A 12,958-nucleotide genomic window follows, 5' to 3' on the forward strand; every position below is an offset into this window, starting at 1 on the left:
CGCCGGCACGCGAAAAACCCTTAACGCCCCGCCCATCGCATTGGACAATGGCATTCCATGAGCCATTGGATGATTGTGACGCTGGTGGCCTTGGTATCGCTCTGGGCAACCGCGGGGCTCGCGGCCTGGCTGCTCAAGCCGCGCGATTTGTCGCTGGGCCAAGCCTTGACTTTGATGCCCGATACCTTGCGCTTGCTTTATCGGCTGGCGGGCGATCGCAGCCTTTCGCGCGGCTCTCGAATGGCGGTTTGTGGAGCGGGCTTCTACATCGCCGCGGCGCCCGTCAATATCATTCCGGATTTTATCCCGATCCTTGGCTGCGCCGACGATATCCTGGTCGTCTTGGTGGTGCTGCGCTTGGTCGCCGACCGCAGCGGCCGCGAGCGTTTGGCCAGACATTGGCCCGGTTCGCCTCAGGGCTTGGCGATCCTGATGCGCGGGTTGGGACGCGCGGGTCTGGCGGCGGTGGCGCGGGATCGCGAGGGGCAATTTACGGCCTCGGCCGCTTGCACGAGAAGCGAAGGGCAACCACAAGTCGAGTCGTAAGCTCTCAGAAGCCGACCGCGGTGGCCGGGCGCAGGACATCCACACCGCTGCGCAACTGCGGGTGGGTCGGCTCGATTGTAATGGCCACTGGGCGCGCAAAGTTCGCAACCAGAAAGCTTTCCTCCGACTGCTGAACTTGGTGGCCTAGCGCGCGCAGGTGCGCAGCCGCCTGCGCGTGCAGCCGCGAATCGAGCTCCAACGTCGCTCCTTCGGCATGGATACGAGGCGCAGCTACGGCATCCTGCGGCCCGCGTTGGTAATCTATCAGATTGAGCAAAACCTGCAGCACGGCGGAGATAATCCTGCGCCCACCCGGCGCGCCCAGCGCCAACCAGGGACGATTGTCGCGTCGTGCCAGCACCGGGCTACCCGCCCATAACGGGCGCTTGCCCGACGCAATCGAATTGATCCGATTGGGTAGCGGATCGAACCACGCCATCGCGTCGTTGAGCAGGACCCCGGTGCGCTCCACCATCACATGGCTGCCCCACAAATCCAGTAGCGTGTTGGTCAGCGAGACCATGTTTCGCTCGCGGTCCACGACACACAGATGGGTGGTGTGACCGCCTTCGCGCTCGCGCCCGCTGGGGTTGGCCCCAAGCGTGCCGCCATGCGGGTCGAAGGGCCAGGGATCGCCGGGCATGGGATGAGCGGCCGCGCGGCGGGGATCGATGAGCCGCCGGCGCTGGGCGGCGTACTGCTTGGAAAGCAAGCCATCAAGCGGTACCGCGGCAACCGCGGGATCGGTCAGATGGGCGAACCGGTCGGCGAAGGCCAGGCGTTGCGCCTCGGCTATCAGATGCAAGGCGGCAGCGCTCAGAAAGCCTTCGCCAGCCAGATCGAAACCCTCCAGCAGATTGAGCGCCTGCAGCATCGTGGTGGCGCCGTTGGGACTGGGGATCGAAGAAATAGTTATCTGGCGATAGCTCACTTCCCGCAGCCCGTCGTACTCGATTGGGCGATAGGCGGCGAGGTCGGCGCGACCCAGCAGGCCGCCTCGGCGCGCCATCTCGTCAACGATGAGCTGAGCGGTTTCGCCATGATAGAACTCGGCCGCGCCCTGACTGGCGATTCGGTGCAGGGTGCGCGCCAAGTCCGGCTGGCGCAGGCGCGGCGCGGCCAAATAGCTGCGAATACGGGCGGGCGGGGGCAACCCGTCGGGCAGAAAGACCTGGGCCAGCGCGGGCCAACGCCGAATTTCACGGCCGTCGGCGGCCACCATCGCGCTTAGAAACCAGTCGGGCTCGAAACCTTCTTGCGCCAGTTCGATCGCCGGCGCCATGACCTGGGCCAAACTCAGCCGGCCCCATTTCTCCAAGGCGCGGCACAACCCCGCCACCGCGCCGGGAACGCCGGCGGCGCGATGGCCGAGTAGGTTGGCGTCATCCACCACCGCCGGCCAACCATACATGCCTACCGAACTGCGGGCGCGATCGAGTGCAAACATGCTGGGCGAGGCGGCCATCGGCGCGCGCGGATGGAAATCGATTCCATGCTGGCCGCCCCCGTTCGCCAGATCCACCAGCAGCGCTCCGCCGCCGCCCAGCCCACTCATCATCGGCTCGACCACGGCCAGGGCGAAGGCGGTGGCGACGGCGGCATCGACCGCGTTGCCGCCGTCGGCCAGGATCTGGGCCCCGGCTTGGGCCGCCAGCGGCTGCGCCGCCACCACGCATCCGTTTTCCACATGCAACTCGGTTTTGGCGATTTGCAGTTGACTACTTTCCATCATCTCCCCGCTCCTGACCGGCTTAGCGCTGTAGGCTTTGCACGTAGCGCACCAGATCCCAGGCGCGGGCTTGAGCGGCCGCGGGACTGGTCAGACTGGGACCGCCAGCGCGGCGCATATCGCCTTCCCACAGCGGCATCCCACCGGGCCCCAGATGATGGGCCGGAATTGAGTCGCGGCCGGTGACCGCGGCAAACACGCGCGCGGTGGGAAACGAGCCGCCATTGTTCTTGGCCAGGAGGCTGAGATCTCCCGGCTGCATTCCGGTCAGGACCATCACCGCCTGCCCATCGCCGGCTCCCGTGGGTCCATGACAAACTGCGCAATGGTCGCGATAGTCGGCTTCGCCCGCGGAGACCTGGGCGCGCGCCCGCGGGACCAGCGCTAGCGAGGTCAGGATGGCGGCCGCGCCGATTGCAAATAGCTGCCTCATGGTTTTCTCCTCGTATCGCGTCTCCTCATAATGGTGCGCTTCGTGGTCGCGTAAGCAATGGCATGCCGGCCTCCGCCACGTCAGATAGCGCAGGGTCGCCGTCTCAAAGCCGCGCCCAAGCGAGCAGAATAGCATGGCCGGCGGCGCGGGTACGCTGCGCGCGCCCTGGCGCCTGCTGGCGGCAGGCTTGCTATGCTGGAGATGAAACTTTCGCCGGTGGGTAGACGCGGCGGGGAGGACATATGGCCTATCACCCGATTGAGAACTACGGCATCGTAGGCGACTTGCACACCGTGGCGTTGGTCAGCCAAAGCGGTTCGATCGATTTCATGTGTTTTCCCCGTTTCGACTCTCCCACGATTTTTGCCGCGATGCTCGATCAGCATCACGGTGGCACCTTTGGCCTAGCGCCGGTGTTGGAGGAGGTCCGGCACAAACAGCTTTATCTGCCCGATTCCAACATTCTGCTCACCCGTTTTCTCTCCGAGCAGGGAGTAGCCGAAGTGTCGGACTTCATGCCGGTGGAGGAGGTCAGCGAGCCGCACACGCTGGTGCGACGTGCACGCACGGTGCGCGGCGAAGTCAAGTTCCGCATGATCTGTGCACCTCGCTTCGACTACGCTCGCGCCCATCATTACCTCGAGATCGGCAAGCAGGGCGCCCGTTTCATCTCCGCCGGCACCGATCGTACCGCGCTCAATCTGCGCACCACGGTGGCTTTGCGCGCGCACGAGGGGGCGGCGGTGGCGGAGTTCACCTTGAAAGCAGGCGAGAGCGTGGATTTCGTCCTGGAACCGGCGATCTCGGGCGAGGATTCGCCCGCCACCGCGCCCGACTACGTCGCCACTGCTTTCAAAGACACGATGAATTATTGGCGCCGCTGGTTGGCGCGCTCCAGTTATCACGGCCGCTGGCTGGGCATGATCAATCGCTCGGCGCTAACGTTGAAGCTGCTGACCTCGCAGACCTATGGCTCGATGGTGGCGGCGCCGACCTTCGGCCTGCCCGAACAAATTGGCGGCTCGCGCAATTGGGACTATCGCTATACCTGGATTCGCGACGCCTCCTTTTCGCTCTACGCCCTAATGCGCCTGGGTTTCACCGAGGAGGCGCGGGCCTTTATGCGCTGGCTGGAACAGCGCTGCGCCGAACTCAAACCCGACGGCTCCCTGCAGGTGGTCTACGGTATCGACGGCCGCTCCGACATTCCCGAGGAAACCCTGCCGCACCTGGAGGGCTACCGCAAATCGGCGCCGGTGCGAATTGGCAACGGCGCGCTAAGCCAGTTGCAATTGGACATCTATGGCGAGCTGATGGATTCGGTCTATCTCTACGACAAGTTCGGCGAGCCGATCGCGTATGACACTTGGCTCAACCTTACCCGCCTAATCGAATGGGTCTGCGTGCATTGGCGCGACAAGGACGAATCGATTTGGGAATTTCGTTCGGAGCGGCGCGACTATCTCTATTCCAAGGCGATGTGCTGGGTGGCGCTGGACCGCGCGATTCGGCTGGCTACGCGCCGCTCCTTGCCCGCGCCGTTGGAGCGCTGGCATCCGATCCGCGACCAGATCTATCGCGACATCATGACCAAATACTGGGACGCCAAACGTGGCGCCTTTGCGCAATATCAAGGCGCCAACGCGGTGGACGCATCTTGCTTGATAATGCCGCTGATGCGGATCGTGAGCCCGGTCGATCCGCGCTGGCTATCAACCTTGCATGTGGTCGAGCGCGAGCTGCTCGATGACGCCCTGGTCTATCGCTACGAGACTCCCGATGGCTTGTCGGGCAAGGAAGGAACCTTCGGCATGTGCTCGTTCTGGTACATCGAATGTTTGTCGCGCGCGGGTGACGTGCGGCAGGCCCGCTTGTTATTTGAAAAGGCCCTGTCCTACGCCAACCACCTGGGCCTTTACTCCGAGGAGCTGGGCGCGGCCGGCGAGCACTTGGGCAATTTTCCTCAAGCCTTTACCCATGTCGCCCTGATCAGCGCAGCTTACGACCTCAATCGGCGCTTGCGGGCGGTTAGTAGCAGCGAAGGGCCCGAGACCTGAGCCGGGCTACAAATGCTTTACCGCTGCGCGCGAGCGGCTAAACTAGCCCCGCCACTTCAACCCAGCAAGGAAAGAATTGCACATGGCTGAGCAATTGATGTCCCAGGTGTCGGCGCTGATCATCGTAGCGATCGCGACCCTGGGTTACGGCGGAGTGGTGGCCCTGATGGGGGTGGAGAGCGCCTGCATTCCGCTGCCCTCGGAAGTGATCATGCCGTTTGCCGGCTACCTGGTCTCCACCGGCCGCTTCCAACTGCAAGCCGTGGCGGTGGCCGGCGCGATCGGCTGCCTGTTGGGTTCCTACGTCGCCTATTTGGTCGGTCTGACCGGCGGGCGGCGCGCCTTCATTCGCTACGGCGCCTACGTCCTCATCTCCCAGCACGAACTGGCTTTGGCCGAGCGCTTCTTTGCCCGCTGGGGCTCGCTCACGGTCTTCTTTGCCCGCCTGATGCCGGTGATTCGCACCTTTATCGCCTTTCCCGCCGGCGTGGCGCGAATGGAGCTGTGGCGCTTCAGCATTTACACCTTGCTCGGCTCCTACCTGTGGTGCCTGGCGCTGGCCTTCGCCGGCATGAAGCTGGGGCAGCATTGGCGCGCCCTGGCTCCTTATCTGCATCGCTTCGACAATGCGATCGTTGCCCTGATTGTGTTGGCGGCCGCGGCTTTTGTCTATCTGCGCCTACGCTCGCCGACCTCCAAGACGGCGCTGGCAAAGCAGCTTCCGTGCTAAGCTTGGCAGGCTGCGGAAAAAGCCTCCGCAACCTGCTCCCTCTCTCTTATCTCCCCCTGGTCAGGGGGAGAAGATTGAGGAAGGAAACCATCTTTTACGCAGGGTGCTGCTTTCAGGCGTGTGCACCGGCCTCGCAGGACTGGGTTTCCCAGCACCCTACCAGGAATGGAGGAGCTTATGAACGACGCGATCAATCCCGAGGAATTAGTTCAGGTGCTTGCCGCCGACGCCCTGCAAGTCAGGATGGCCGCCGATCTGCTGACCAACGCCGGGGTTGAATGCTTCGTCTTCGACGAGGAATCCTCGCGGATCCTCGGCACTACCCAAGCGGTTCCCGCACGCCTGATGGTCCATGCCCAAGCGCGCGAGGACGCGCTGTCCCGGCTTAAGGAATTAGGCTTCCAGGATTAAGCGCGCGCGGCGCGCCGACCCTTCGCTCGCCTCAAAGTATAACCACCTCGTCACGAGCCCAGCGTTAGTGGCGAGAGGAAACCGTCGCCGCGCTCAGGAGACCGCTGGCTTGCGCGACGCCTCCTTCAGCAGTAGTCCCACGTTGCCCGCTAGAATCCGCTCGCCAGTGGCGCCTAGGGCGCGAAGCTCGGCCACGAACGATCGCACCGCCTCGCGGGCGCGAATTTCCTGCGGGTAATCGCTGGCAAACACGATTCGGCTGGCGGGCAATTCCACCAGCGAGGCCTTGACCGAACTGATCGCGCCGCAAAAGCCCGCGGTGTCGAACACTATCCGCTCGCGCAGGTAATAGTCGAAATCGTGCTCGGGCTTGAGCCCGTGGCGGGGATTTCCTGCGGTGCCCCAAAAATCCTTGTCCTGGTAGCTGCGCACGCGGCCCAGCACCGAGGCGATCCCGCCGCCCAGATGGGCCATCTGCACGGTTAGTCCGGGATGGCGGTCGAACACCCCGCCATTAATCAGGCGGATAGTCGCCAGGGCCAGGGAAAACTCGCGCCCCACCGAACGGGCGGTGTCGAAGGCATCAAAAGGCTGGGGAAAGTTGAGCTTCAGCGCGGGGTGCACAAAGACATACAACCCCAAGCTCTCGGCCGTCTGCCAGAAGGGCTCGAATTGGGGCGCGTCCAAAAACAATCCGTCCACTTCCGAAGTGATGATCACGCCTTGGAAGCCCAGTTCCAGCTTGCAACGCTTGAGTTCCGCCATCGCTGGCTCGCCGCCCAAGGGATGGACGTGGGCGCAACCGATGAAGCGACCGGGATAGTCGCGCTCGGCGGCACGCGCGCGATCGTTGATCAGACGCGAGCGCTCCAATCCGGCGCACATCCCCGCGCCGCTGGTCAGCACCGCCGCGTCGATTCCCGCCGTGTCCATCATGCGGATATGTTCATCGAGGTCGAACAGCAGCCGATGGGAGGTATAGCTGGGCGCACCGGTCTCGTCGTAGGACAAAACCATCTTGTCGCCGGGATCTTCCTTGAAGAGCTCTCGCGGGGTGAAGTGATGCTGAAAATCGACGATCATGACGCGCTCCTGCGGGCCGGGAGTTTTGCCGCGATAGTAGCAGATTCCCAGGCCCGGTTAACCCGCCTTCGGTGCTTGCCACCAAGCCGTGCGATCGGCCACACTGCGCCTATGACTGATCCAAAACCCGTGCACAAAGCCGCTTCGGGTGAAGCGCGCATTCCCGGCGGATTCGATCGGATAGCGAGCCATTACGGTGCCGGCGAATACCATCGGCGCCGACGCGACGCTGTCCTGCTGGCTCTGAATGAGGAATTCGGGCGGGCTCGCCAGGTGCTCGATCTGGGCTGCGGCAACGGCAGCTTCACCACCGAATTGGCCAAAATGGCCAATGTAAGGCGGCTGGTGGGCGCGGATCGCGCGCAAGCGATGCTGGAGGAAACTCGCGCGCGCACCGTGCCCGCGCCGTTGCTGGTGCGCAACGACATGTGCTGGCTGCCCTTTCGCTCCGCCACTTTCGACCTGGTGCTGTGCAGCCACGTTCTGATCTTTGCCTCCGACCTGGCCCGCGCGGTCAGCGATATCGCCCGCGTCTTGCAACCCGGCGGCACCCTGATCGCCACGCTGTCGCCGCGCGGCGGCTTGCGCAGCGATCTGCGCGGCATGATGCCGGCGGCGCAGTGGCAGCACTTCGAGCCGCTGGTCTTCGGCGCGATGACGATGGAAGGCGAGGACGCCGTCGATCACGAGCGGTATCGCAAGCTTTACGCCGCGGCCGGATTGGAAGCGATCGCGGTTACGGTCAGCTTCGAGATCGAATTTGCCCACGTCGAGGAGTGGCTGAACGGCCAATGGCTGCGCCGCGAGGAAGGCGCCGATCGAGCGGCCGCGTTGGCCGAGATTGCGCGCCTGCGCGAGCAGATTCCCGCCGTGCTCAATCTGCGCGAGCCGTTGCTGATCGGCCGCCGCCCCAGCTAATTCCAGCTCCCGTTCGCTTCTGCCAAGGCGAGCCCGGCCATCTGACCGGCGCAGCCGATTGACGCGCGCGGGACCGCGCGAGCGACTGCGCCGGCGGACTCGCTTAGCGCGGGATGGCGGAAGAAAGGCGCCGGCCTGTGGAACGTGCCAATCGAACCGGGCAAGTCCCAAAGGGAACCTGCTGCTTCCTCGCGCACCGATTTATGGCCATCGCTCTGGGACCCGTGCGCGGCGCGCCCTTGCCCGAACCTGAATTAATTTGCTAGGGCTTGGTCCCATGCTTTTGGCACGCCGTTGAATCTGCGGGCGGCTCGATGGATTCGAGCGCCCTGGCCCTGTGCCGTAGCGAGCCGTAAAACAGCGCCTCGCCGCGGCCACGGCCGCGAATAGCGAGGTACTGATGACACTATCGGAGCCTTACCAAACTCTGCTGGAGCGGGCATGCGGCGAAACTATCGGACCCTCAGCGGCAGAAGTCGATCGCACGGGCAGCTTTCCGTCGGCTTCTATCGCAGCGCTTAAAGCGGCGGGCTTGCTCGGCGCTGTCAGCGCCCGAGAAGTCGGCGGCCTGGCCCTGGGCGCTGCCGGCGCGGCGGCGATCATCGAGCGGGTGGCGCGCGAGTGCGCCTCCACCGCAATGGTGCTGTGCATGCATTATTGCGGCGCCGCGGTCCTGGAGGCCTACGCCCCGGTCGAAGTACGGCGCGCCACCGCCAGCGGCGAGCATCTGAGCACCCTGGCCTTCAGCGAAGAGGGCTCGCGCAGCCATTTCTGGGCTCCGCTGAGCACCGCGCGCGCCGACGGCGCCGACGTCGTCCTGGATGCGCGCAAGAGCTGGGTCACGTCCGCCTCGACGGCGACCGCCTATGTCTGGTCCTCCAAGCCGCTGGCAGCCGAGGGCCTCAGCACACTGTGGCTGGTGCCACGCCAGAGTTCGGGAGTGACGCTCAACGGCAGGTTCGACGGCCTGGGTCTGCGCGGCAACGACTCAGCCCCGGTTGCCGCCAACGGCGCGCGCCTGCCGCGCAGCGCGATGCTGGGTGAGGACGGCGGCGGCTTCGCCATCATGATGGGAGTGGTCCTGCCCCTGTTCAACGTCCTCAACGCCGCCTGCTCGACGGGTCTGATGGAAGCCGCCGTCAGCCGCAGCGCCCAACACGCATCGGCCATCCGCCATGCCGACACCCAGAGCAGCCTGGCCCAACTGCCCACCATCCGCAGTTATCTGGCACGGATGCGGATTAAGACCGACCTGGCGCGCGCGCTGTTAACCGATACGTTGGCCGCGCTTGAATCGGGGCGCGCCGACACGATGCTGCGGGTGCTTCAGTGCAAGGCCGCCGCGGGCGAAAGCGCCAACGAGGTGCTGGACCTGGCGATGCGGATTTGCGGGGGCGCGGCCTTTCGCAAGGACGTTGGCGTGGAGCGCTATTTTCGCGACGCGCGGGCCGCGGGCGCGATGGCTCCCACCACCGACGTGCTTTACGATTTCATCGGCAAAGCGGTCTGCGGCATGGAGTTGTTCTAATGGCTACGCTCGCTTCCTCCCCACTTATCCTGGGCGCCGTCGCCTACGATCCCAAAGTGGTAACCATCTGGGAGGGTTTCCGCGAATATTTTTGCGCCCACGGCCTGAACTTCGACTACGTCCTGTTCTCCAACTACGAGCGTCAGGTCGAAGCTCATTTTCGCGGCCACATCGATGTCGCCTGGAACTCTCCGCTGGCCTGGCTGCAAAGCCTGATGCTGGGCAAAAGCCTGGGGCGCGAGGTCGAAGCCCTGTGCATGCGCGATTCCGATCGCGATCTGACCTCGGTGCTGGTGGTACGCGGCGACAGCGCGATCAAACATCTGGCCGATCTCCGCGGACGCAAGCTAGCTGTGGGCGCGGCCGATTCTCCCCAAGCCACGCTCATTCCCATGGAACTGCTCAGCGGCCACGAACTGCTGCCCGAGCGCGATTATGAGCTGCTCGGATTCGACCGCCTGGTGGGCAAGCACGGCGATCACATCGGCGGCGAACGCGACGCGGCGCAGGCGCTGATGCGTGGGCGGGCCGACGCCGCGGCGATGCTGGACGGCAACCTGACGCTGTTCAGCCGCGAAGGCACCCTGCCGCCCGGCTCGTTCAGAGTGCTGGCACAGACACCACCCTACGACCATTGCAATCTGACTGTGATGGCCGACGCCGCCGCCACCCCCTCGGTTCAGCACCTGCGCCAGTTGCTGTTGGACATGAGTTACGCCGACCCGCGGGTGCGGCCGCTGCTCGATCTGGAAGGCCTCAAGCGCTGGCTGCCTGGGCGCACTAGCGGCTACCAGCAACTGGCGGCCGCGGTCGCCCGCTTTCACACCGCCGACGAGTTCGTAAGTCAGGTGGCGGCACGATGGCGCTAGAGCTGGAGGGGCTGCCGTTCGAAGAGGGCGGCTATCTGCTGGTCAAACAGGCCCTGCGCGCGCTGCAAGCCGGCGACAAATTAACCATCATCGGCAGCGCCCCCGACCTCGAGCCCCATCTGCGCGGCTGGTGCCGGCAGGAAGGACATACCCTGCTCGAGACGCGCCGCCATCCCCACGGGATCGCGCTGGTGGTCGAAGCGGGCGCGGCATCGGCGCAGCGCTGGGCCGGCGCGCAGCGCGCCGGTCACGCCAACGGGCACCGGCGCGGGGCCGTGGTCGGGCATGCGCTCGCAAGTTGGGGGCTCGCCGCCAGGGGTGCGCTGGTGGAAGCGGGCGCGCCGCCATTCGATTTTCCCCTGGCCGAGCGCATCGAGGTCTGGACCGTGGACAGCGCGCGGCTGTATGCGCAGGCGGCGGCCAATCAATGGGATCCCAATCGCGCGATCCCCTGGAACAAGCCCTTCGACCTGCCGGCGGAGGTCGAGGACGCGGTGGTCCAAGTAATGACCTATCTGGTCGAAAACGAAACCGCCGCGCTACTGGTGCCAAGCCGCTTCTTGACGCAGATCCATCCCCATTTTCGCGAAACCCTTCAACTTCTCGCGGTGCAAGCCAGCGACGAAGCTCGCCACATGGAAGTCTTCACGCGCCGGGCCACTCTCAAGCGCGACCATCCGGGGCTATCCAGCGCTGGCGGTCAGGCCTCGCTCAAGACTCTGCTGGAAGAAGCCGATTTCGCTTGCGCCTCCTTTCTGCTCTCGGTGCTGGGCGAAGGCAGCTTTCTGGCCTTGCTGGGGTTTCTGGCCCATCATGCACCCGACCCGGTAACCGAGGCCGCTTGCCGGCTGGCGGCTCAGGACGAGGGGCGTCACGTCGGTTTCGCCCTCAGCCATCTTCATGAGCGCGTCGCTCAGCAGCCCGCGCTGCGCGAGCAACTGGCCGCCGCCGTGCGCCGCCGCCATCACGCCCTGCGCGATACTGCAGGCCTCAACGGCGAAGTCTTCGACGCGCTGATCGTGCTGGCGGCCGGTTCCTGGCAACCGGCCGCGCTGGCCGCCGGCTATCGGCGCGTGATCGGCTTGGTCACGGCGATGGACGAGGGACGGCGCAAACGCCTGCTGGCATTGGGATTCGCCGCCCAGGATGCCGCCGAGCTTTCCTCGCTCCATACGCGCAACTTCATGTAGGTCGCCTCACGCCTTTCGCCCCAGGCGTCAAGCGCGGAGCGAGGTGATCCAGTGGCGCCTGCCACCGCGTCACAGCCGTTGCAGGTGGTGAAAACCCTTGGGGTGGGCGAAAATCCTAACCCTGCTTGAAAAGCAACCCCACATCAAGGATGGCTTCCTCTCCCCCTGGCCAGGGGGGAGAGGATTCGGACAGGCCGCGAAGCAGGCTTTTTCCGCGGCCTATCAGTAACCGATCGCGGTCAATTGCTGGACGCTGGTCGCACTGCCGCCAGCGCTATTGACCGACACGGTTGACAGCGTGATCGGATTGGCCAGCGGACCGCCGCCGATCACCGACTGCGAAGTGCCTGTTCCGCCGTGGTTGCTGCCGTTGCTGCTCCCGCAGCCGGCCAGAGCCACCGCCAGCATCAAGCCACCCAGTGCGATTAGCGCCACTTGCCGCCGCCGGCAATTACCCAGCGGCATCAGCATCAGACCCACCATCAGCAATCCTCCTCCCAGCGGCGTCAGCGGACCGCCATCGTGATGGCCGCCGCCCGGGCCTAACAGCGCGGCATAAATCGCTCCCTGGCCGGCCGTCGCCAGGCTGTTGGCGGTTTGGGCCGTGATGGCGAAGGCGACCGTCTGGCCCGGCCCTACTGTCACCGGCGGATTGAAATTAAAGGTGTTGCTGGCCGTTACCGGCGACACCGTCACACTCTGGTTGGTGCCCGCAACGCTGAGCGTTAGCGAGGCCAGAGCGGCGGGATTGCTGGCCGTAACTACCGCCGAGTGAATCTGCTGCACGCTGGTGGTGTTGTTGACATAGCTGAACGCGCCGGCGTTGACGTTCTGCCCGCCCGTGCTGCTGACCACAACCGGTTTGGGCGCATAGATCGTCCCCGACTGCTGTCCCGGAACCGGGGTCGGAACCGCCGTAACAGTCGGCGTGGGCGGCTCGCTGGTCGGCGTCGGCGTCACCACCGGCCCCTGAGTCGGGGTCGAGGTTGGCGCTATCGGCGAGGGCGAGGGAGTCGGCCGCGGGCTAGGGCTCGGGCTGGGCGAGGGCGACGGCGTCGGACTAGGCGATTGCGTTGGACTCGGCGAGGGCGAGGGTGTCGGGCTCGGCGAGGGTGTCGGGCTGGGCGAAGCCGTCGGACTTGGCGAGGGCGACGGCGTCGGACTAGGCGAAGCCGTTGGACTCGGCGAGGGTGTTGGGCTTGGCGAAGGCGACGGGGTCGGGGACTGCGAAGCTGTCGGGCTGGGTGACGGCGACGGCGTCGGGCTCGGCGTTGGCGACGGGGTTGGGCTCGGTGTCGGAGTCGGAGATGGCGTCGGGGTCGGAGTCGGCGTTGGCGTTGGCGTTGGCGTTGGCGATGGTGTCGGCGTTGGCGTTGGCGTTGGTGTTGGGGTCGGCGATGGTGTTGGGGTCGGCGATGGTGTTGGGGTCGGCGATGGTGTTGGGGTCGGCGATGGTGTTGGGGT

General features: G+C 65.3%; 13 protein-coding genes. 8 read left to right on the forward strand and 5 right to left on the reverse strand.

The window, feature by feature from the left end:
* Positions 1 to 57 precede the first annotated feature (57 nt).
* Positions 58 to 546 carry a YkvA family protein gene (locus tag VKV28_08200; GenBank protein HLH76771.1) on the forward strand — a complete coding sequence of 163 codons (489 nt, stop codon included), beginning with the start codon at positions 58 to 60 and terminating at the stop codon, positions 544 to 546.
* Between the two features lie 4 nt (positions 547 to 550).
* Here VKV28_08200 and ggt read toward each other — a convergent pair whose 3' ends face one another.
* Together ggt and VKV28_08210 are read right to left on the reverse strand one after the other, a co-directional pair.
* Positions 551 to 2,278, reverse strand: a complete 1,728-nt coding sequence (ggt, locus tag VKV28_08205) for a gamma-glutamyltransferase (protein HLH76772.1) — start codon at positions 2,276 to 2,278, stop codon at positions 551 to 553.
* 19 nt (positions 2,279 to 2,297) lie between these two features.
* Positions 2,298 to 2,708: a c-type cytochrome gene (locus VKV28_08210; GenBank protein ID HLH76773.1), complete on the reverse strand. Its 411-nt coding sequence runs from the start codon at positions 2,706 to 2,708 to the stop codon at positions 2,298 to 2,300.
* A 242-nt stretch (positions 2,709 to 2,950) separates the two neighbouring features.
* Between VKV28_08210 and VKV28_08215 the strand changes: the two genes are divergently transcribed.
* From VKV28_08215 to VKV28_08225, 3 genes are all read left to right on the forward strand, one after another.
* Complete coding sequence (locus VKV28_08215; GenBank protein ID HLH76774.1) at positions 2,951 to 4,765, forward strand: glycoside hydrolase family 15 protein; 1,815 nt, start codon at positions 2,951 to 2,953, stop codon at positions 4,763 to 4,765.
* Between the two features lie 82 nt (positions 4,766 to 4,847).
* Entirely contained in the window at positions 4,848 to 5,495 is a 648-nt protein-coding gene (locus VKV28_08220) for a DedA family protein (protein HLH76775.1), read from the forward strand.
* 177 nt (positions 5,496 to 5,672) lie between these two features.
* Positions 5,673 to 5,906, forward strand: a complete 234-nt coding sequence (locus VKV28_08225; GenBank protein HLH76776.1) for a DUF2007 domain-containing protein — start codon at positions 5,673 to 5,675, stop codon at positions 5,904 to 5,906.
* Between the two features lie 93 nt (positions 5,907 to 5,999).
* On the opposite strand, the gene VKV28_08230 is transcribed toward VKV28_08225, so the two are convergent.
* Positions 6,000 to 6,989 (reverse strand): amidohydrolase family protein, encoded by a 990-nt coding sequence (locus VKV28_08230; GenBank protein HLH76777.1) that lies wholly within the window; start codon positions 6,987 to 6,989, stop codon positions 6,000 to 6,002.
* Between the two features lie 111 nt (positions 6,990 to 7,100).
* Between VKV28_08230 and VKV28_08235 the strand changes: the two genes are divergently transcribed.
* The 4 genes from VKV28_08235 (at position 7,101) to VKV28_08250 (ending at position 11,494) form a co-directional block, all read left to right on the forward strand.
* Positions 7,101 to 7,907, forward strand: coding sequence for a methyltransferase domain-containing protein (locus tag VKV28_08235; protein HLH76778.1), 807 nt, complete (start codon positions 7,101 to 7,103; stop codon positions 7,905 to 7,907).
* Positions 7,908 to 8,307: 400 nt separating this feature from the next.
* The gene (locus VKV28_08240) at positions 8,308 to 9,435 is read left to right on the forward strand and encodes an acyl-CoA dehydrogenase (GenBank protein ID HLH76779.1); all 1,128 of its coding nucleotides are present in this window, start codon (positions 8,308 to 8,310) and stop codon (positions 9,433 to 9,435) included.
* Positions 9,435 to 10,304 (forward strand): PhnD/SsuA/transferrin family substrate-binding protein, encoded by an 870-nt coding sequence (locus VKV28_08245; protein ID HLH76780.1) that lies wholly within the window; start codon positions 9,435 to 9,437, stop codon positions 10,302 to 10,304. The genes VKV28_08240 and VKV28_08245 overlap by 1 nt, the downstream gene beginning before the upstream one ends.
* Positions 10,295 to 11,494 carry a hypothetical protein gene (locus VKV28_08250; GenBank protein ID HLH76781.1) on the forward strand — a complete coding sequence of 400 codons (1,200 nt, stop codon included), beginning with the start codon at positions 10,295 to 10,297 and terminating at the stop codon, positions 11,492 to 11,494. The genes VKV28_08245 and VKV28_08250 overlap by 10 nt, the downstream gene beginning before the upstream one ends.
* A 222-nt stretch (positions 11,495 to 11,716) precedes the next feature.
* Here VKV28_08250 and VKV28_08255 read toward each other — a convergent pair whose 3' ends face one another.
* Together VKV28_08255 and VKV28_08260 are read right to left on the reverse strand one after the other, a co-directional pair.
* A complete protein-coding gene (locus VKV28_08255; GenBank protein HLH76782.1) occupies positions 11,717 to 12,454 on the reverse strand; it encodes a hypothetical protein in 738 nt (245 codons plus the stop codon).
* Between the two features lie 202 nt (positions 12,455 to 12,656).
* The coding region (locus tag VKV28_08260; GenBank protein HLH76783.1) for a hypothetical protein at positions 12,657 to 12,958 on the reverse strand (302 nt) is incomplete at its 5' end.

The organism is Candidatus Binataceae bacterium (assembly GCA_035294265.1).
GTDB lineage: Bacteria > Desulfobacterota > Binatia > Binatales > Binataceae > DATGLK01.